Genomic DNA, 16,022 nt, shown 5'->3' on the forward strand with positions numbered 1-16,022 from the left:
TACGGGGATTTGACCAAAGCGTCAAGACCCAGAGCGTCAACTGCCCCTATATTTCTTAAAAGTTGAAACGCCGCGGTGGTCTTCGCGACGTTTCCAATTCTTTGCCCAAGGGCAGAAGCCCCTACTGTTTGGACGATTAGTTATCCAGAACCTTCGCGATATCATCGCGAACAGCGTCGATCGTACCCAGACCATCAACACCGTTCAGCTGACCTTTGGCATAGTAGTAGCCGATCAGCGGCGATGTCTTGCGGTAGTATTCCATCAGACGAATCTTCAGGCTTTCTTCGTTATCGTCTGCGCGAACGGGCTGACCAGCAGCGGCCGCCTCTTTGGCGCGGTTGACGATACGGTCGACCAGCACTTTGTCATCCACTTGCAGCTCGACAACTTTATCAAGCGTCTGACCAGTTTCCTCCAACAACTGGGCCAGAGCATCGGCCTGAGCCAATGTGCGCGGGAAGCCGTCAAAGATGAAACCGGATGCTTCTACGGTTTCCAGCTTTTCGCGGATCAGGCCGATCACGATCTCGTCTGTGACCAGTTCACCCTTGTCCATGACCTCGGCCACGCGCTTGCCCATTTCTGTGCCGCTGGTTTTCGCTTCACGCAGCATGTCACCTGTGGACAGCTGAACCATGTTGCGGGTTTCGACCAGATGTTGAGCTTGTGTTCCCTTACCCGCTCCTGGCGGTCCAAGTAGGATAATATTCATCGGCGTGCGGGGCCTCCCCTTTTCTTGCGAGCCTTACCCTTACCGCGCAGTTGCGATTTCTGAATAAGACCTTCGTATTGGTGCGCCAGAAGATGGCTTTGCACCTGCTGAATGGTGTCCATGGTGACGCTGACAACGATCAGCACCGAAGTACCACCAAAATAGAACGGAATTGCGAATTCATTCCGGATGATTTCCGGCAGCAGGCAGACCAGAGCAAGGTAACCAGAGCCCAGAACCAGAACGCGGTTCACAACGTATTCCAGATACTCGGACGTCTTCTTGCCTGGGCGGATACCGGGAACAAAACCGTTCTGGTTTTTCAGGTTCTCGGCAACTTCGTCCGGCTTGAACGAAACGTTGAAGGTATAGAAATACGCAAAGAAGATGATCATCGCAGCGAAGAACAGCAGATAGAGCGGCTGTCCAGGGCCGAAGTACGCAAGGATCGTCGACATGACAGGACCGGTGTCCGAACCGGAGAAGGTCGAGATCGTCACAGGCAACATCAGCAGCGTTGACGCAAAGATCGCAGGGATAACACCGGCGGGGTTCACCTTGACCGGCAGGTGCGAATTCTGCGCCTCGGTCATACGCATGCCCACCTGACGACGGGGATACTGAATGGTGATTTTACGCAGGGCGCGCTCCATGAAGACCACAAAGGTAATCACGGCGATCACCATCACGATCACACCGATGATCACAGCAGGGCTGATCGCGCCGGAACGGCCCGATGCAAAGAACTGTGCCAGAGCGGCAGGAACTTCGGCGATGATACCCACGAAGATGATCAGAGAAATACCGTTACCGATGCCACGGTTGGTGATCTGCTCACCCAGCCACATCAGGAACATCGTACCACCAACCAGCGTGATCACTGTGGCTGCACGGAAATACAGGCCCGGATCTGTGGCCAGATCGCCAGCTTCGATGCTGACGGCCAGACCATAGGCTTGGAACGTCGCCAGAACGACAGTGCCAAGGCGGGTGTATTGGTTGATTTTCTTACGACCCTGTTCGCCCTCTTTCTTCAGCTGTTCCAGTGCAGGAACCATCGCTGTCAGAAGCTGGACGATAATCGAGGCCGAAATGTAAGGCATGATGCCAAGGGCGAAGATGCCCATACGGCCCAGAGCGCCGCCAGTAAACATGCTGACCATGCCAGCAATACCCTGCCCTGCCTGATCGACGAATTCGCGCAGCGCGGCGCCATCAATACCTGGAACGGGAATAAACGTGCCCAGACGGTAAACGATCAACAGGCCAAGGGTAAAAAGAATACGGTTGCGAAGGTCTGTGGCTTTGCCAAGGGCCGCCCAGCTTGTGTTCGCGGCCATTTGTTCAACAGCAGATGCCATTTCGGGTCTCTCTCTCGGACAGACGCCGCCCTGAGCGCTTTCCAGCTCGGACGGCGTCGGGAAAACTGGTCAGAGATGTAAGCAGCGTTGCCGCTGCTCACAACCCATTATTCAGCAGCAGCTGCTGTCTTGACGGTAACAGAACCGCCAGCTTTCTCGACAGCTTCAACCGCCGACTTGGATGCGCCTGTGACGTCCAGTGTCAGTTTCGCTGTCACTTCGCCTTTTGCCAGAACGCGGATGCCGTCCAGCTTGCGGCGAACCAGACCGGATGCAACCAGTGCGTCTTCGGTGATGGTGTTGCCAGCGTCCAGCTTGCCTGCGTCAACGAATTTCTGGATCAGACCCAGGTTAACAACAGCGTAGGACTTGCGGTTCGGCTTGTTGAAGCCACGCTTCGGCAGACGCTGGTAGAGCGGCATCTGGCCACCTTCGTAGCCGTTGATCGCTACACCCGAACGGGATTTCTGACCTTTGATACCACGGCCACCCATCTTACCTGTGCCCGAACCCGGGCCACGGCCGATGCGTTTCTTACGCTTTGTTGCGCCTTCGTTGTCGCGCAGTTCATGAAGTTTCATTGTCGCTTCTCCTTGCCGGATGTGCCCCCCAGCGACGGATGGGACAAACGCGGCGTGTGTTGATATGAATCGCAATCCTTTTGGATCACCGTGCGCGTATAGACGGGGAGTCGCGCTGGATCAAGTGCGACAGGCGGTCAACATGCCGCAGTATACCGTATTTCAGCGCATGCCCTTCCCTGACGGTTTCATATCGGAACATCGACGCAGTCACTTTGCGTCTCTCACGTGATGTCAAAAATTCTTGACCATTCAATCCAACCGATACTTAAGAAACGCTCAGGTACTCCATAGGTTGATTGCAGTAACGATTTATCACAAAAAGAAAATGCATTAATTTTAATAAGTAGGAACACCATGAACCCTTTCAGACTTCTGGGCCTTGGCGCCGGCATGATTGCTTTGGCCGCCTGTAATGTCGACATGCCGACACCCGGCGCAGGCACGACAATCAACAGAAGCTTTGCAGACGTGTCCCGCAGTTTAGAAGCCGGTGCTGCGAAATGCTTGAACGGCACTTTCGGCGCCAGCGACATGACGATTGGCGGCGGTATGATCAGCAACAACGCGTGGACCGTCGGCCTTGACACAAAAGTACGCCGCACAAGCAGCCAGACCACGCTCACCACGACGCGTACCTTGCTGACCGGCGCCATCGGCGCAGGGCCGAATAACAAAGGCACTTGGGTTACGGCAGTCGCCACGCCCGCGGGTTCTGGCACGAACCTGTCGGTAAACGGCGCATGGGGCAGCAGCGCGATCCAAGGCGCGGTGCGCACTTGGGCCAAAACCGGCAACCTCAAGTGCCCGAAGGTCGAGTAAACCGGATTTAACGTTCGCAAAGAAAAAGGGCCCTTCAAGCGAAGGGCCCTTCTTATTTCTCACTGTCCCGAAAGAACCGGCTTAGCCGCGCTCTTCGATGATCTCGACCAGGTGCGGGATCTTGGCGACCATGCCGCGGATCGCGGGTGTGTCTTCCAGTTCGCGGGTCTTGTGCATCTTGTTCAGGCCCAGACCGATCAGGGTCTGACGCTGCTTTTCCGGGCGACGGATCGGAGATCCGATCTGTTTCACAACGATGGTCTTAGCCATGTGATCAGGCCTCCTCGGCTACTTGTGCGGACTCGTTCGGAGCGTCTTCACGCTTGGGAAGAATGTCAGCGACTTTCTTACCACGACGTGCAGCAACCTGACGGGGGCTGTTTTCACGCTTCAGACCGTTCAGAGTGGCACGGATCATGTTGTAGGGGTTCTGGGAACCGATGGACTTTGCAACAACGTCCTGAATACCCAGCATTTCGAATACGGCACGCATCGGACCACCGGCGATGATACCGGTACCTGTCGGAGCTGTGCGCATTACGACGCGGCCCGCACCGTGACGACCTTCGATGTCGTGGTGCAGTGTACGACCTTCACGCAGCGGCACGCGGATCATCTGGCGCTTCGCTTGCTCGGTTGCCTTACGGATGGCCTCGGGCACTTCTTTCGCTTTACCCTTACCAAAGCCTACGCGGCCTTTCTGGTCGCCTACGACTACCAGTGCAGCAAAGCCAAAGCGCTTACCGCCTTTAACTGTTTTCGAAACGCGGTTGATCGCTACAAGACGATCTGCGAATTCCGGTGCTTCCTCGCGTTCGCGACGGTTACCCCGGCGGTTTTCACGTTCTGCCATTTGGCATCCCTTTATTCTTGCGCCCAAGGCGCTGTGTCTCAATCGCAGTGGGCTGTCACCAGCCCCCCGATCATCGAGGCATTTCTGCCTTCACTCGAAAGAGGAAATGCGCGAAGGCCAGAGCCCTCGCGCACAACCATTAGATTTTCAGACCACCTTCGCGGGCTGCATCGGCCAGAGCCTTGATGCGACCGTGAAAAAGGAAGCCACCGCGGTCGAAGTATGCTTCTTCGACACCGGCCTTCTTGGCACGTTCTGCGATCGCAGCACCGATTTTGGTGGCTGCTTCGATGTTGTTTTTGCCAACAACGCCCAGTGCCTTTTCCATGGAAGAGGCCGAAGCGACTGTTACGCCGTTCACATCGTCGATCAGCTGAACGCTGATGTTTTTGTTGCTGCGGTGCACCGAAAGGCGCATGCGACCGGAATTGGTCTTCCGCAACTTGTTCCGTACGCGCAGACGGCGCTTCTGGAACAGAACCTGTTTGCTGTTTGCCATGTGCTCCGTCCTTACTTCTTCTTGCCTTCCTTCTGGAAGATGTATTCGCCTTTGTAGCGAATGCCCTTGCCTTTGTAAGGCTCGGGGCGACGCCAGTCGCGAATGTTGGCGGCAACCTGACCGACCAGCTGGGCGTCATGTCCTTCGACGACCAGTTCAGTCGGCTTAGCGGCGGTAACCGTCACACCTTCCGGAATTGCGAAATCAACATCGTGGCTATAGCCAAGGTTCAGCTTCAGAACATTGCCCTGAACGGCGGCACGATAACCAACGCCCTGGATTTCAAGTTCTTTTTTGAAGGTGTTCTGAACACCGTGTACGATGTTAGCAACCATTGTGCGGGTCATGCCCCACTGCTGACGTGCGCGCTTGGATTTGCCGCGCGGCGTTACAGTGATGACATTGTCTTCTACAGCAATAGTCACGTCGTCCGTTGCAGTGAAGCTCTGGGTCCCCTTGGGGCCTTTTACTTCAATGGTCTGGCCGGACACTGCGGCGGTTACACCCGACGGCAGCTCGACCGGTTTTTTACCAATACGAGACATCGAATGACCTCCTTAGAAGACCGTGCAAAGCACTTCGCCGCCAACATTCTGGCTACGAGCGTTTGCGTCGGACATGACACCTTTAGGCGTGGAGACGATGGAAATGCCCAGGCCCTGACGAACCTGCGGAATTTCATCCACACCCAGATACACACGACGGCCCGGCTTGGATACGCGCTTAACTTCGCGGATAACCGGTGTGCCTTCGTAGTACTTCAGGCTGATTTCCAGTGCCGGATGACCGTTGGCACCTGTTGTACGCTCATAGCCGCGGATGTAGCCCTCTTCGAGAAGCACATCCAGAACCCAAGCACGCAGCTTGGAGGCCGGGGTCGATACAGTGGACTTGCCACGCATCTGAGCGTTGCGGATACGGGTCAGCATATCGCCGATAGGATCGTTCATTCTTGGACCCTCCTTACCAGCTGGACTTGACCATGCCCGGAAGCAGACCTTGCGAACCCAGTTCGCGCAGCATGATCCGGCTGATCTTCAGCTTGCGGTAATAGGCGTGCGGACGCCCGGTGAGCTGGCAGCGGTTGTGCAGGCGCGTAGGCGCCGAGTTCCGCGGCAGTTTGGCAAGCTTCAGGCGCGCTTTGAAACGCTCTTCCATCGGCTTGGATTCGTCGTTCGCGATTTCTTTCAACGCGGCACGCTTTTCGGCATATTTTGCCACAAGGCGTTCGCGCTTCTTCTCGCGTTCTACCATGGATTTCTTAGCCATAGTCTAAAATCCCCTTAGCTGGTGAACGGCATGTTGAAGTGCTTCAACAGCGCCTTGGCTTCCGCGTCGGTGTCCGCAGTTGTGGTGATGATGATGTCCATCCCCCAAACTTCGTCTACCTTGTCGAAATCGATTTCCGGGAACACGATGTGTTCTTTCAGGCCCATGGCAAAGTTGCCACGACCGTCGAAGGACGGCTTTACACCACGGAAGTCGCGAATACGCGGCATTGCGATGGTGATCAGACGATCCAGGAATTCGTACATGCGGTCACCGCGAAGAGTTACCTTCGCACCCAGCGGCATTTCTTCACGAACACGGAAACCCGCGATGGATTTCTTTGCTTTCGTGACAACTGCCATCTGACCAGCAATGCGTGTCAGATCTTCGTGGGCCGATTTCGCTTTTTTGGAGTCGCGAACCGCTTCTGCGCCACAGCCGATGTTCAGAACGATTTTGTCCAGACGCGGGATCTGCATGTCGTTCTTGTAGCCGAACTCTTCTTTCATCGCTGCGCGAATAGAGTCCTTGAAGACCGACTTCAGACGCGGGGTGTAGTTTTGCGTATCAAGCATCGATTACGTCCCCTGTGGATTTGGCAACGCGTACTTTCTTGTCGCCTTCAACTTTGAAGCCAACGCGAGTTGCTTTGCCGTTTGCATCAACGAATGCCAGGTTGGACAGAGCAATCGGCATCGCCTTGGGCAGACGGCCGCCCTGGCTGGATTGTGTCTGACGCTGGTGGCGGATCGCCATGTTTACACCGTCAACAACAGCCTTGCCCGCTTTGGGGTCGACGGAAGCGATGGTGCCTGTCTTGCCTTTGTCTTTACCGGCAAGAACGATGACCTTGTCACCTTTACGGAGTTTAGCAGCCATTACAGCACCTCCGGAGCAAGCGAGATGATCTTCATGAAGTTCTTCGCACGCAGTTCGCGAACAACCGGCCCGAAGATACGGGTACCGACCGGCTCACCTGCGTTGTTCAGGATCACGGCGGCGTTGCGGTCAAAGCGAATTGCTGTGCCGTCCTCACGACGGACTTCTTTGGCGGTACGCACGACGACGGCCTTACGGACGTCACCTTTCTTAACGCGACCACGCGGGATGGCTTCTTTTACCGAGACGACGATGATGTCGCCAACGGATGCGTATTTACGCTTGGAACCACCCAGGACCTTGATGCACTGCACCCGGCGAGCGCCGGAGTTGTCAGCAACATCCAGATTGGTCTGCATCTGGATCATGTGGTTTCTCCCGACCTTTGGGGGGTGTTCTGTTGTACGCCCCCAGGGTTTCGATCAAACTGGATCGTTACCGTCTTATTCGACGACAACTTCCCAGCGTTTCGTTTTCGACTTGGGTGCGCATTCGATGATGCGAACCGCGTCGCCGACCTGAAACTTTTCAGCTTCATCGTGAGCCCGGTACTTTTTGGACTTACGGATCGTCTTTTTCAGAACAGGGTGCTTGAAGCGGCGCTCAACCGAGACTGTGACAGTCTGGGCGTTTGCTGTGCTTGTTACGACGCCTTGGAGAATACGTTTGGGCATGTCTCAAGGCTCCCCTTATTCTGCCGATGCCGCGTCAGCGGCTTTTTGGTTCAGCACGGTTTTGATCCGTGCCACATCGCGACGTACGGTGCGCATACGTGCGGTGTTCTCGATCTGACCTGTGGCCTGCTGGAAGCGCAGGTTGAAGGCCTCTTTCTTAAGCTGGACAAGCTGGTCCCGGAGTTCGTCCGGGGTCTTGTCACGGAGTTCATTGGCGTTCATTGTCGCCCTTTCTTTAATCAACATCACCGGAGAGCCCCTGCCTACGTTAGACGCGCAAGGTCACCCTGATTCCGGTGGAGTCCGTGGATGAGCGGTCCCACTACAACCGAAAGCCCATATTAGCAAGTGTTTTTCAGGATATTTCCTGCCCCCTGCCCCATTCAGCGAATTTCAGCAGGAATTCCCGGCACCGCCTTCCCAGTCGTGGTGGGCAGGTGTAAGCCTAGATCAAACATATCCAGACCAAAGGCAATCCGGTTTCATGGCACAAATATCATCCCTGTTTGTAACGCGCCTTTACCGTGCGGAACTGAATGAATTCGGCGACGACATCGACGCACAGGAACTTGAAAACTCGTGCTACGTGATCGCCGAAGACGATGACGCCGGTCAGGAATGGTGCGAAGAAAACGGCTATCCGGGCTATACCAGCTATGCCTCGCTGACCGACCTGCCGTGGCGCTTTCCGATTTTCAAATCCATCGTGGATGCGCTGGACAAACACGTCGCTGCCTTTGCCGAAGATCTGGAATTCGATCTGGACGGACGCGAGCTGAAGCTGGAAGACATCTGGATCAACATCCTGCCCGAAGGCGGCATGCACAGCTCTCATATCCACCCGCATTCGGTGATCTCGGGCACGACCTATGTGTCCATGCCCGACGGTGCCTCGGCCCTGAAACTGGAAGACCCGCGCTCCGCCCGCATGATGGCCGCTCCACCCCGCAAGAAAGGCGCGCGTGAGGAACTGAAAACCTTCGTCTATGCAAAACCCAAGGTCGGTGATGTCCTGCTATGGGAAAGCTGGCTACGCCACGAGGTGCCGATGAACATGGCCGAAGACGAACGCATCAGCGTCAGCTTCAACTATTCTTGGGCGTGAAAGGAAGGGGCCGCACGGCCCCGCCCATCGAATAAAATGCTTCCAGTGAGCACAAACACACAGTCAGAGCACCATGACCGCTATGAACCCGAAATGACTCCACACGCGACTTCTAAAACGTCGTTTCAAGCGTTGAGTATTCTGCTCTGCACCTTTCCGCTATGTTCTAACCAATACGGATCGTCACCTACGCCAAATATATTTTGATAAATGTGCTCCACACATTTCCAAATAAACAGCTTCTCGTTCTCATCAAAATCTTTGATCTCGTAAAGAGGGCTATTGTCGAATAAGGGCCAAAGAAAATGATGCAAAACAGACGGTGTTCGCTCATCTGCTTCGTTTCGAAGTCCAACAGCAAGCACGATGGGAAACAATTTCCGAAACATGTCTGGAGTTTGTACAAAGGGATTAATCCCTTCAACGTCATCTAAAGTCGCTGAAATGATACTTGGCGTTAAGGCATCATGTCTTTGCGCTCTGGAATTTTCGAACACGGCCACCAACTGACCTATCAGGTATTCGCCTTCTTTCGACAATTTGCCATCCGCCATCTCGGAAGTCTCAATTTATGACGCTCAAGTATCTTGACTGAGTACGCAAAGAGAGAGGAACGAGTCAAATACTCCCGCTCAGATTGCCAGTAATCACCAGTGATACCCGGCAATACGAAAAAGCAAAGTCCCGATTAGAAACGTCCGTAGATGGCTTTTTACAAAGCATCTTTCAGACTTTGACCTTTATTGCTGCGGTGTTTTGAGGGAACGATTAGCTGACGATTGCACCAACAGTGGTACTCGCTAGGAAATGGCCCCTTATTTTTTACTTAACTCTGTCAAAGCAGCCTCGATCCGGTCCAAACGATCTACCACTTCTTGACGGTAGTCATCGGTCGCTGCGTTGCTTTCCTCGGCGTGGGCGTCCTGCATGGAGTTTACGACCAGACCGACCACAAGGTTCACCACAGCGAAAGTCGTGACCAAAATGAAGGGAACAAAGAACATCCACGCGTATGGATAGACCTCCATCACCGGACGGACGATGCCCATGGACCAGCTTTCCAGCGTCATGATCTGGAACAGAGAATAGGCTGACGCACCAAGAGAACCGAACCACTGTGGGAACGCGTCGGAAAACAGTGTCGTCGCCATGACAGATGCGATGTAGAAAATCAGCCCCATCAGCAGGAAGACAGACGCCATCCCGGGCAAAGCCGATACAAAGGCCTCGACCACACGGCGCAATGTCGGGGCGATCGACACCATCCGCAGCAAACGCAGGATACGCATGGCCCGAAGAACAGCAAAGCCCTCGCCGCTCGGAGACAGCGACAAACTGATGATCAGGAAGTCAAAGATGTTCCAGCCGGATTTAAAGAAATCCATGCGGTGGGCATAAATCTTGGCAACGATTTCGATCACAAAGATAGCCAGGCAAATATGATCCAACAGCTTAAGCAAATCGCCGGCCGTCGCCATGACGGTGTCCGATGTTTCCATGCCCAGAATGATGGCATTGAATAGAATAACCGCCGTCACGAAATTCTTGACGCTTTGCTTGGCTAGGATGTCGGCAACGATCTGGCGCATGGGATCCCCTATTGTTTGCCCGCGACACTTAAGAACGACCACGGCCACGCACAATATAAAAACCCCCGCCATTTCTGACGGGGGTCTTTTTTCTTAAAACCTAGCGCAAATGCGCGTCGGTCTTACCAGTCTTCGCGAACAACGACGCGCGACTTGATCGGCAGTTTCATCGCTGCCAGGCGCAGGGCCTCGCGTGCGATTTCTTCGTTAACGCCGTCCAGTTCGAACATCACGCGACCGGGCTTGACCTTGCAGGTCCAACGGTCGACGGAACCCTTACCTTTACCCATACGAACTTCGATGGGCTTTGCGGTTACGGGTGTATCCGGGAAGATACGGATCCAGACACGGCCCTGACGCTTCATGTGACGCGTCATGGCACGACGTGCTGCTTCGATCTGACGTGCTGTTACACGCTCGGGCTCAAGGGCCTTCAGGCCGTATGTGCCAAAGTTCAGATCGGAACCGCCTTTTGCAAGGCCTTTGATCCGGCCCTTATGGGCCTTACGGAATTTGGTGCGTTTAGGTTGAAGCACAGTTCAGCCCTCCTTAGCGCCGACCGCCACCAGCACCACGGGGTGCAGGGCCGTCTTGAATTTCCTGGCTCTTGCGGTCACGCGCCTGCGGATCGTGCTCCATGATCTCGCCTTTGAAGATCCACACCTTGATACCGATGATACCGTAGGGTGTTTCAGCTTCGACATGCGAGTAATCGATGTCAGCACGCAGTGTGTGCAGGGGCACGCGGCCTTCGCGATACCATTCTGTCCGCGCGATTTCGGCACCGCCAAGACGGCCCGCAACGTTCACACGGATACCCAGTGCGCCCATGCGCATTGCGTTCTGAACGGCACGCTTCATAGCGCGACGGAAAGAAACACGACGCTCGAGCTGCTGGGCGATGGATTCGCCAACCAGACGCGCATCAAGCTCGGGCTTGCGCACTTCAACGATGTTGAGGTGCAGCTCGGACTCGGTCATGCGAGCCAGCTTTTTGCGCAGGGCTTCGATGTCCGCGCCTTTTTTACCAATGATGACACCCGGACGGGCGGCATGAATGGTTACGCGGCATTTCTTGTGCGGACGCTCGATGATGATACGGGCGATACCCGCCTGCTTGCACTCTTCGTGGATGAATTCGCGGATCGCGAGGTCTTCCAGCAGCAGATCACCGTAGTCCTTGGTATCAGCGTACCAGCGGCTGTCCCAGGTGCGGTTGACCTGAAGACGCATGCCGATCGGATTGGTTTTGTTACCCATTAGGCTTGCTCCTCGATCTGACGCACCTTGATGGTGATTTCCGAGAACGGCTTCAGGATGCGACCAAAACGGCCACGCGCCCGAGGACGTCCACGCTTCAGCACCAGGTTCTTGCCAACATATGCTTCCGCAACAACCAGTTCGTCTACGTCGAGACCGTGGTTGTTTTCTGCGTTTGCGATAGCCGACTGGAGGCACTTCTTCACGTCAACGGCGATACGCTTTTTCGAGAAGGTCAGATCGGTCAGAGCCTTGTCTACCTTCTTGCCGCGGATCATTGCCGCAACGAGGTTCAGCTTCTGCGGAGACGTGCGCAGCATGCGCAGCTTCGCCATTGCCTCGTTGTCCGCCACGCGGCGGGGATTTTTATCCTTGCCCATGGCTTACTTCCTTTTGGCTTTTTTGTCGGCTGCGTGACCGTAGTAGGTACGCGTCGGGGAATATTCACCGAACTTCTGGCCGATCATGTCTTCGGATACCAGCACGGGAACGTGCTTCTGGCCGTTGTAGACGCCGAATGTCAGACCTACGAACTGGGGCAGGATTGTCGAACGGCGCGACCAGATTTTGATCACTTCATTGCGGCCGGATTCGCGCGATGCTTCTGCTTTCTTAAGCACATAAGCATCCACAAAGGGGCCTTTCCAAACAGAGCGTGTCATGGATTACCGCCCTTTCTTCTTGGCATGACGCGAGCGAATGATCAGCTTCTGCGATGCCTTGTTGGTGTTACGAGTGCGTGCACCCTTGGTCGGCTTACCCCACGGGGTGACCGGGTGACGACCACCCGATGTCCGACCCTCACCACCACCGTGCGGGTGATCGATCGGGTTCATAACGACACCACGAACGGACGGACGCTTGCCTTTGTGGCGCATACGACCGGCTTTACCGTAGTTCTGGTTGGAGTTGTCGGGGTTCGACACGGCGCCAACTGTTGCCATGCATTCCTGACGTACCATGCGCAGTTCGCCCGAGGACAGGCGGATCTGAGCGTAGCCACCGTCACGACCAACGAACTGAGCATATGTACCAGCGGCACGTGCGATCTGACCGCCCTTGCCCGGCTTCAGTTCGATGTTGTGAACGATTGTACCAATCGGCAGACCAGAGAACGGCATTGCGTTGCCGGGCTTGATGTCTGCTTTGGCAGAAGAGATGACCTTGTCACCGATCGCGAGACGCTGCGGTGCGAGGATGTACGCCTGTTCGCCGTCATCATACTGGATTAGCGCGATAAAGGCTGTGCGGTTGGGGTCATATTCAATGCGTGCAACGATGCCTGCAACATCAAATTTGTTACGCTTGAAATCGACGATCCGGTAGAGACGCTTCGCGCCACCGCCGCGGCGGCGAGATGTGATCCGTCCGGTGTTGTTTCGACCGCCCGACTTTGTCAGACCCTCGGTGAGGGCTTTGACAGGACGTCCTTTGTACAGCTCCGAACGGTCGATCAGCACCAGCCCGCGCTGGCCCGGCGTCGTCGGTTTATACGACTTGAGTGCCATGCTTTCTGTCTTCCGTTTAACGTGCGGCAAACCCGAAGGCCTGCCTATTTCGAGTGTAGGGCCCCGAAGGTCCCCAGTTAGCAATGTCCTGCCGAAACGATGTTTCTTAAGAACAACAGGAAAGCCCCGGAACGAATCCGGGGCCAGCCGATGGGGTCGTTTAGTCCAACGATCCCTAGGGGTCAATAGCTGCAGCCAATCTATTCCGACAAAACGCAAACCCAAGAAAATAAGGGGCTTTGCACATGTCTGAAATCGCTATCAGCAGCGACAGACTGCCCTACAAAAAAAGGCCCCCGGTTTTCACCGAGGGCCCTTCTATTCCGTTCAACCGCTGATCACAGACCAGTGGAAACGTCGATTGTGTTGCCTTCAACCAGCGTCACGTAAGCTTTCTTCACGTTGTTCCGGCGGCCGATCTGACCACGGAAACGCTTGACCTTACCTTTGGAGACGACAGTGTTCACTGCCTTCACCTTAACGCCGAACAGGGCTTCAACCGCTTCTTTGATCTGCGGTTTGTTCGCATCGATCGCAACTTCGAAAACCACAGCGTTGTTTTCAGACGCCATTGTGGACTTTTCAGTGATGATCGGCTTGCGGATCACGTCGTAGTGTTCTGCCTTCGCGCTCATTTCAGTCGAGCCTCCAGTGCTTCTACACCCGCTTTTGTGAGCACCAGAGTGTCACGCTTGAGGATGTCATAGACGTTTGCGCCCATGGACGGCAGCACATCCAGACCGTCGATGTTTGCAGCGGCGCGGGCAAAGCCCTCGTTTACGCTTGCGCCATCGATGATCAGAGCGCGCTTCCAACCAAGATCACGGACCTGCTTGGCCAGTGTGTTGGTCTTGCCGTCTGTTTCGGCGGTTTCGATCACAACCAGCGAACCTGTCTTTGCCTTTGCGGACAGAGCCAGTTTCAGACCCAGTGCACGAACCTTTTTAGGCAGGTCGTGCGCGTGGCTGCGCGGTGTCGGACCCTTGTAGATACCACCCTTGCGGAAGATGGGCGCCTTGCGGGAACCGTGGCGTGCGCCACCTGTGCCCTTCTGGCGATAGATCTTCTTGGTCGAGTAGCTCACTTCCGAGCGGGTCTTAACCTTGTGCGTACCGGCCTGAGCCTTGTTACGCTGCCAGCGAACAACACGCTGCAGGATGTCGGCGCGCGGCTCGAGATCAAAGATCTCGTCCGTCAGCTCGACAGAACCAGCGGCTGCGCCGTCAAGTTTGATCACGTCGAGTTTCATGCCTCGTCTCCTTCAACAGCAGCTGCTTCAGCGGCCGGCGCTTGCGCGGAACGCAGAGCCGCGGGCAGAACCAGGTTGTCAGGTGTCGGCTTTTTAACGGCGTCCTTAATGGTCACCCAACCGCCCTTGGAACCCGGAACAGCACCTTTGATCATGATGATGCCACGATCGGCATCGGTTTTCACAACCTGCAGGTTCTGGGTTGTCACGCGGACAGCACCCATGTGACCAGCCATTTTCTTGCCTTTGAAAACCTTGCCGGGATCCTGACACTGACCGGTCGAACCGTGCGAACGGTGCGAGATGGAAACACCGTGCGATGCACGCAGACCACCGAAGTTGTGGCGCTTCATCGCACCGGCAAAACCTTTACCGATGGAGGTGCCGGAGACATCAACGTACTGACCTTCAAGATAGTGGTCAGCAGTGATCTCTTCACCGACGTTGATCAGGTTCTCGGGCGCAACGCGGAATTCCGCGATTTTGCGCTTCGGCTCGACCTTTGCTGCGGCGAAGTGGCCGCGCATCGCTTTCGAGACGTTTTTTGCTTTCACAGTACCGCAACCCAGCTGAACGGCCGAGTAGCCGTGCTGGTCTGCTGTGCGCTGAGCAACAACCTGAAGGTTTTCGAGTTGGAGAACGGTCACAGGGATCTGCTTACCGTCTTCCATGAAAAGCCGGGTCATGCCGACTTTCTTTGCGATTACACCAGAGCGCATCTTCCGTTGCCCTCCTTAAACCTTGATCTCGACGTCAACGCCAGCGGCGAGGTCGAGTTTCATCAGGGCGTCCACAGTCTGCGGCGTCGGGTCGACGATGTCGAGCAGACGCTTGTGGGTGCGAATTTCAAACTGATCGCGGGACTTCTTGTTCACGTGGGGACCACGCAGAACGGTGAAGCGTTCGATCTTGTTCGGCAGTGGGATCGGGCCGCGCACGTCGGCGCCCGTCCGTTTGGCTGTGTTGACGATTTCCTGCGTGCTGGCGTCCAGCACACGGTAGTCAAACGCCTTGAGCCGAATGCGAATGTTCTGGCTTTGCATATTACTGGCCTTATTTTGGCGCGTGAGAGTTGAGAGGAAGAGGCGGGACCACCCCGCCGCTTCTTCGAACCCTTTGCCAGCCTATCCTACGGATAAAACTGACGAATTTCTTTTAGGCATCGAAGGTGCGCCAAGGTTGGCGCACCTGCAAACCACCGCTTATGCGATGATTTTGGAGACGACGCCGGAGCCGACGGTGCGGCCGCCTTCGCGGATCGCGAAGCGCAGCTTTTCTTCCATCGCGATCGGAGCGATCAGTTCGACTTCGAACTTCAGGTTGTCGCCCGGCATTACCATCTCGGTGCCTTCCGGCAGCTGAACGGTGCCTGTCACGTCAGTTGTACGGAAGTAGAACTGCGGACGGTAGTTCGCGAAGAACGGCGTGTGACGGCCACCTTCCTCTTTGGTGAGGATGTAGGCTTCTGCTTCGAACTTGGTGTGCGGTGTCACAGACCCCGGCTTACACAGAACCTGACCACGCTCAACGCCGTCACGGTCAACACCACGCAGCAGGGCACCGATGTTGTCGCCCGCTTCACCGCGATCCAGCAGCTTGCGGAACATTTCAACGCCTGTGCAGGTCGTTTTCGATGTGTCACGGATACCAACGATTTC

Annotated in this window: 28 protein-coding genes; 2 read left to right on the forward strand and 26 right to left on the reverse strand. The window is 55.5% G+C overall.

Annotation, left to right across the window (positions count from 1 at the left end; translation table 11 throughout):
- Positions 1-136 precede the first annotated feature (136 nt).
- The 3 genes from C4S59_RS09785 to rplO all read right to left on the reverse strand — a co-directional run bounded on the left by C4S59_RS09785 (position 137) and on the right by rplO (position 2,657).
- A complete protein-coding gene (locus C4S59_RS09785; protein ID WP_103910248.1) occupies positions 137-715 on the reverse strand; it encodes an adenylate kinase in 579 nt (192 codons plus the stop codon).
- Positions 712-2,076, reverse strand: coding sequence for a preprotein translocase subunit SecY (secY, locus tag C4S59_RS09790; protein WP_103910249.1), 1,365 nt, complete (start codon positions 2,074-2,076; stop codon positions 712-714). Before secY ends, C4S59_RS09785 begins: the two co-directional genes overlap by 4 nt.
- Positions 2,077-2,183: 107 nt before the next feature.
- Positions 2,184-2,657, reverse strand: coding sequence for a 50S ribosomal protein L15 (gene rplO, locus C4S59_RS09795; RefSeq protein ID WP_103910250.1), 474 nt, complete (start codon positions 2,655-2,657; stop codon positions 2,184-2,186).
- A gap of 357 nt (positions 2,658-3,014) precedes the next feature.
- On the opposite strand from rplO, the gene C4S59_RS09800 reads away from it, so the two are divergent.
- Positions 3,015-3,479, forward strand: coding sequence for a hypothetical protein (locus tag C4S59_RS09800; RefSeq protein ID WP_103910251.1), 465 nt, complete (start codon positions 3,015-3,017; stop codon positions 3,477-3,479).
- Positions 3,480-3,560: 81 nt separating this feature from the next.
- Here the strand turns inward: C4S59_RS09800 and rpmD are convergent, their stop codons facing one another.
- The 11 genes from rpmD to rpmC all read right to left on the reverse strand — a co-directional run bounded on the left by rpmD (position 3,561) and on the right by rpmC (position 7,875).
- Complete coding sequence (gene rpmD, locus C4S59_RS09805; protein WP_103910252.1) at positions 3,561-3,749, reverse strand: 50S ribosomal protein L30; 189 nt, start codon at positions 3,747-3,749, stop codon at positions 3,561-3,563.
- A 4-nt stretch (positions 3,750-3,753) separates the two neighbouring features.
- Positions 3,754-4,332: a 30S ribosomal protein S5 gene (rpsE, locus tag C4S59_RS09810; protein ID WP_103910253.1), complete on the reverse strand. Its 579-nt coding sequence runs from the start codon at positions 4,330-4,332 to the stop codon at positions 3,754-3,756.
- A 139-nt stretch (positions 4,333-4,471) separates the two neighbouring features.
- Positions 4,472-4,831 (reverse strand): 50S ribosomal protein L18, encoded by a 360-nt coding sequence (gene rplR / locus C4S59_RS09815; protein ID WP_103910254.1) that lies wholly within the window; start codon positions 4,829-4,831, stop codon positions 4,472-4,474.
- Between the two features lie 11 nt (positions 4,832-4,842).
- A complete protein-coding gene (gene rplF / locus C4S59_RS09820; protein ID WP_103910255.1) occupies positions 4,843-5,376 on the reverse strand; it encodes a 50S ribosomal protein L6 in 534 nt (177 codons plus the stop codon).
- 12 nt (positions 5,377-5,388) lie between these two features.
- Positions 5,389-5,781 (reverse strand): 30S ribosomal protein S8, encoded by a 393-nt coding sequence (gene rpsH / locus C4S59_RS09825; RefSeq protein ID WP_103910256.1) that lies wholly within the window; start codon positions 5,779-5,781, stop codon positions 5,389-5,391.
- A gap of 13 nt (positions 5,782-5,794) precedes the next feature.
- Positions 5,795-6,100, reverse strand: coding sequence for a 30S ribosomal protein S14 (gene rpsN, locus C4S59_RS09830; protein WP_103910257.1), 306 nt, complete (start codon positions 6,098-6,100; stop codon positions 5,795-5,797).
- A 14-nt stretch (positions 6,101-6,114) separates the two neighbouring features.
- Positions 6,115-6,675, reverse strand: coding sequence for a 50S ribosomal protein L5 (gene rplE / locus C4S59_RS09835; RefSeq protein WP_103910258.1), 561 nt, complete (start codon positions 6,673-6,675; stop codon positions 6,115-6,117).
- Complete coding sequence (gene rplX, locus C4S59_RS09840; protein ID WP_103910259.1) at positions 6,668-6,979, reverse strand: 50S ribosomal protein L24; 312 nt, start codon at positions 6,977-6,979, stop codon at positions 6,668-6,670. Before rplX ends, rplE begins: the two co-directional genes overlap by 8 nt.
- Entirely contained in the window at positions 6,979-7,347 is a 369-nt protein-coding gene (gene rplN / locus C4S59_RS09845; RefSeq protein WP_007427594.1) for a 50S ribosomal protein L14, read from the reverse strand. The genes rplX and rplN overlap by 1 nt, the downstream gene beginning before the upstream one ends.
- Before the next feature lie 75 nt (positions 7,348-7,422).
- Positions 7,423-7,653 (reverse strand): 30S ribosomal protein S17, encoded by a 231-nt coding sequence (gene rpsQ / locus C4S59_RS09850; RefSeq protein WP_103910260.1) that lies wholly within the window; start codon positions 7,651-7,653, stop codon positions 7,423-7,425.
- 15 nt (positions 7,654-7,668) lie between these two features.
- Entirely contained in the window at positions 7,669-7,875 is a 207-nt protein-coding gene (gene rpmC, locus C4S59_RS09855; RefSeq protein WP_103910261.1) for a 50S ribosomal protein L29, read from the reverse strand.
- A 262-nt stretch (positions 7,876-8,137) separates the two neighbouring features.
- On the opposite strand from rpmC, the gene C4S59_RS09860 reads away from it, so the two are divergent.
- Positions 8,138-8,758 (forward strand): 2OG-Fe(II) oxygenase family protein, encoded by a 621-nt coding sequence (locus C4S59_RS09860; RefSeq protein ID WP_103910262.1) that lies wholly within the window; start codon positions 8,138-8,140, stop codon positions 8,756-8,758.
- A gap of 125 nt (positions 8,759-8,883) precedes the next feature.
- Here the strand turns inward: C4S59_RS09860 and C4S59_RS09865 are convergent, their stop codons facing one another.
- From C4S59_RS09865 to C4S59_RS09920, 12 genes are all read right to left on the reverse strand, one after another.
- Positions 8,884-9,312 carry a hypothetical protein gene (locus C4S59_RS09865; protein WP_103910263.1) on the reverse strand — a complete coding sequence of 143 codons (429 nt, stop codon included), beginning with the start codon at positions 9,310-9,312 and terminating at the stop codon, positions 8,884-8,886.
- Positions 9,313-9,573: 261 nt separating this feature from the next.
- Positions 9,574-10,347, reverse strand: a complete 774-nt coding sequence (locus tag C4S59_RS09870) for an ion transporter (RefSeq protein WP_103910264.1) — start codon at positions 10,345-10,347, stop codon at positions 9,574-9,576.
- 122 nt (positions 10,348-10,469) lie between these two features.
- Complete coding sequence (gene rplP, locus C4S59_RS09875; RefSeq protein ID WP_103910265.1) at positions 10,470-10,883, reverse strand: 50S ribosomal protein L16; 414 nt, start codon at positions 10,881-10,883, stop codon at positions 10,470-10,472.
- Between the two features lie 13 nt (positions 10,884-10,896).
- Positions 10,897-11,607 (reverse strand): 30S ribosomal protein S3, encoded by a 711-nt coding sequence (gene rpsC / locus C4S59_RS09880; protein WP_103910266.1) that lies wholly within the window; start codon positions 11,605-11,607, stop codon positions 10,897-10,899.
- Positions 11,607-11,987: a 50S ribosomal protein L22 gene (gene rplV / locus C4S59_RS09885; RefSeq protein ID WP_103910267.1), complete on the reverse strand. Its 381-nt coding sequence runs from the start codon at positions 11,985-11,987 to the stop codon at positions 11,607-11,609. Before rplV ends, rpsC begins: the two co-directional genes overlap by 1 nt.
- Before the next feature lie 3 nt (positions 11,988-11,990).
- A complete protein-coding gene (gene rpsS / locus C4S59_RS09890) occupies positions 11,991-12,269 on the reverse strand; it encodes a 30S ribosomal protein S19 (protein WP_103910268.1) in 279 nt (92 codons plus the stop codon).
- Between the two features lie 3 nt (positions 12,270-12,272).
- A complete protein-coding gene (rplB, locus tag C4S59_RS09895) occupies positions 12,273-13,115 on the reverse strand; it encodes a 50S ribosomal protein L2 (RefSeq protein WP_103910269.1) in 843 nt (280 codons plus the stop codon).
- A gap of 338 nt (positions 13,116-13,453) precedes the next feature.
- Positions 13,454-13,750 (reverse strand): 50S ribosomal protein L23, encoded by a 297-nt coding sequence (locus tag C4S59_RS09900; RefSeq protein WP_103910270.1) that lies wholly within the window; start codon positions 13,748-13,750, stop codon positions 13,454-13,456.
- Complete coding sequence (rplD, locus tag C4S59_RS09905) at positions 13,747-14,364, reverse strand: 50S ribosomal protein L4 (RefSeq protein ID WP_103910271.1); 618 nt, start codon at positions 14,362-14,364, stop codon at positions 13,747-13,749. The genes C4S59_RS09900 and rplD overlap by 4 nt, the downstream gene beginning before the upstream one ends.
- A complete protein-coding gene (rplC, locus tag C4S59_RS09910) occupies positions 14,361-15,083 on the reverse strand; it encodes a 50S ribosomal protein L3 (protein WP_103910272.1) in 723 nt (240 codons plus the stop codon). The genes rplD and rplC overlap by 4 nt, the downstream gene beginning before the upstream one ends.
- Before the next feature lie 15 nt (positions 15,084-15,098).
- On the reverse strand, positions 15,099-15,407 hold the full coding sequence (rpsJ, locus tag C4S59_RS09915; RefSeq protein ID WP_076450108.1) for a 30S ribosomal protein S10: 309 nt from the start codon (positions 15,405-15,407) through the stop codon (positions 15,099-15,101).
- Between the two features lie 159 nt (positions 15,408-15,566).
- Positions 15,567-16,022: EF-Tu C-terminal domain-related protein (locus tag C4S59_RS09920; protein ID WP_327346262.1), on the reverse strand; the 456-nt coding region annotated here is incomplete at its 5' end.

This window comes from Thalassococcus halodurans, assembly GCF_900108225.1.
GTDB classification, from domain to species: Bacteria; Pseudomonadota; Alphaproteobacteria; order Rhodobacterales; family Rhodobacteraceae; genus Thalassococcus; species Thalassococcus halodurans.

What these genes read in the sequence shown, in the direction of transcription:
- rpsH (WP_103910256.1), bottom strand. Translation starts at nt 5,781, where the DNA reads ATGAACGATCCTATCGGCGATATGCTGACCCGTATCCGCAACGCTCAG.
- rpsE (WP_103910253.1), bottom strand. Translation starts at nt 4,332, where the DNA reads ATGGCAGAACGTGAAAACCGCCGGGGTAACCGTCGCGAACGCGAGGAA.
- secY (WP_103910249.1), bottom strand. Translation starts at nt 2,076, where the DNA reads ATGGCATCTGCTGTTGAACAAATGGCCGCGAACACAAGCTGGGCGGCC.
- rplV (WP_103910267.1), bottom strand. Translation starts at nt 11,987, where the DNA reads ATGGGCAAGGATAAAAATCCCCGCCGCGTGGCGGACAACGAGGCAATG.
- rplF (WP_103910255.1), bottom strand. Translation starts at nt 5,376, where the DNA reads ATGTCTCGTATTGGTAAAAAACCGGTCGAGCTGCCGTCGGGTGTAACC.
- rpmD (WP_103910252.1), bottom strand. Translation starts at nt 3,749, where the DNA reads ATGGCTAAGACCATCGTTGTGAAACAGATCGGATCTCCGATCCGTCGC.
- C4S59_RS09800 (WP_103910251.1), top strand. Translation starts at nt 3,015, where the DNA reads ATGAACCCTTTCAGACTTCTGGGCCTTGGCGCCGGCATGATTGCTTTG.
- rplC (WP_103910272.1), bottom strand. Translation starts at nt 15,083, where the DNA reads ATGCGCTCTGGTGTAATCGCAAAGAAAGTCGGCATGACCCGGCTTTTC.
- rpsN (WP_103910257.1), bottom strand. Translation starts at nt 6,100, where the DNA reads ATGGCTAAGAAATCCATGGTAGAACGCGAGAAGAAGCGCGAACGCCTT.
- rplD (WP_103910271.1), bottom strand. Translation starts at nt 14,364, where the DNA reads ATGAAACTCGACGTGATCAAACTTGACGGCGCAGCCGCTGGTTCTGTC.
- C4S59_RS09865 (WP_103910263.1), bottom strand. Translation starts at nt 9,312, where the DNA reads ATGGCGGATGGCAAATTGTCGAAAGAAGGCGAATACCTGATAGGTCAG.
- rplN (WP_007427594.1), bottom strand. Translation starts at nt 7,347, where the DNA reads ATGATCCAGATGCAGACCAATCTGGATGTTGCTGACAACTCCGGCGCT.
- rplB (WP_103910269.1), bottom strand. Translation starts at nt 13,115, where the DNA reads ATGGCACTCAAGTCGTATAAACCGACGACGCCGGGCCAGCGCGGGCTG.
- rpsS (WP_103910268.1), bottom strand. Translation starts at nt 12,269, where the DNA reads ATGACACGCTCTGTTTGGAAAGGCCCCTTTGTGGATGCTTATGTGCTT.
- rpsC (WP_103910266.1), bottom strand. Translation starts at nt 11,607, where the DNA reads ATGGGTAACAAAACCAATCCGATCGGCATGCGTCTTCAGGTCAACCGC.
- C4S59_RS09870 (WP_103910264.1), bottom strand. Translation starts at nt 10,347, where the DNA reads ATGCGCCAGATCGTTGCCGACATCCTAGCCAAGCAAAGCGTCAAGAAT.
- rpsQ (WP_103910260.1), bottom strand. Translation starts at nt 7,653, where the DNA reads ATGCCCAAACGTATTCTCCAAGGCGTCGTAACAAGCACAGCAAACGCC.
- rplR (WP_103910254.1), bottom strand. Translation starts at nt 4,831, where the DNA reads ATGGCAAACAGCAAACAGGTTCTGTTCCAGAAGCGCCGTCTGCGCGTA.
- rplO (WP_103910250.1), bottom strand. Translation starts at nt 2,657, where the DNA reads ATGAAACTTCATGAACTGCGCGACAACGAAGGCGCAACAAAGCGTAAG.
- C4S59_RS09900 (WP_103910270.1), bottom strand. Translation starts at nt 13,750, where the DNA reads ATGAGCGCGAAGGCAGAACACTACGACGTGATCCGCAAGCCGATCATC.
- rplE (WP_103910258.1), bottom strand. Translation starts at nt 6,675, where the DNA reads ATGCTTGATACGCAAAACTACACCCCGCGTCTGAAGTCGGTCTTCAAG.
- rpsJ (WP_076450108.1), bottom strand. Translation starts at nt 15,407, where the DNA reads ATGCAAAGCCAGAACATTCGCATTCGGCTCAAGGCGTTTGACTACCGT.
- rplX (WP_103910259.1), bottom strand. Translation starts at nt 6,979, where the DNA reads ATGGCTGCTAAACTCCGTAAAGGTGACAAGGTCATCGTTCTTGCCGGT.
- C4S59_RS09785 (WP_103910248.1), bottom strand. Translation starts at nt 715, where the DNA reads ATGAATATTATCCTACTTGGACCGCCAGGAGCGGGTAAGGGAACACAA.
- C4S59_RS09860 (WP_103910262.1), top strand. Translation starts at nt 8,138, where the DNA reads ATGGCACAAATATCATCCCTGTTTGTAACGCGCCTTTACCGTGCGGAA.
- rpmC (WP_103910261.1), bottom strand. Translation starts at nt 7,875, where the DNA reads ATGAACGCCAATGAACTCCGTGACAAGACCCCGGACGAACTCCGGGAC.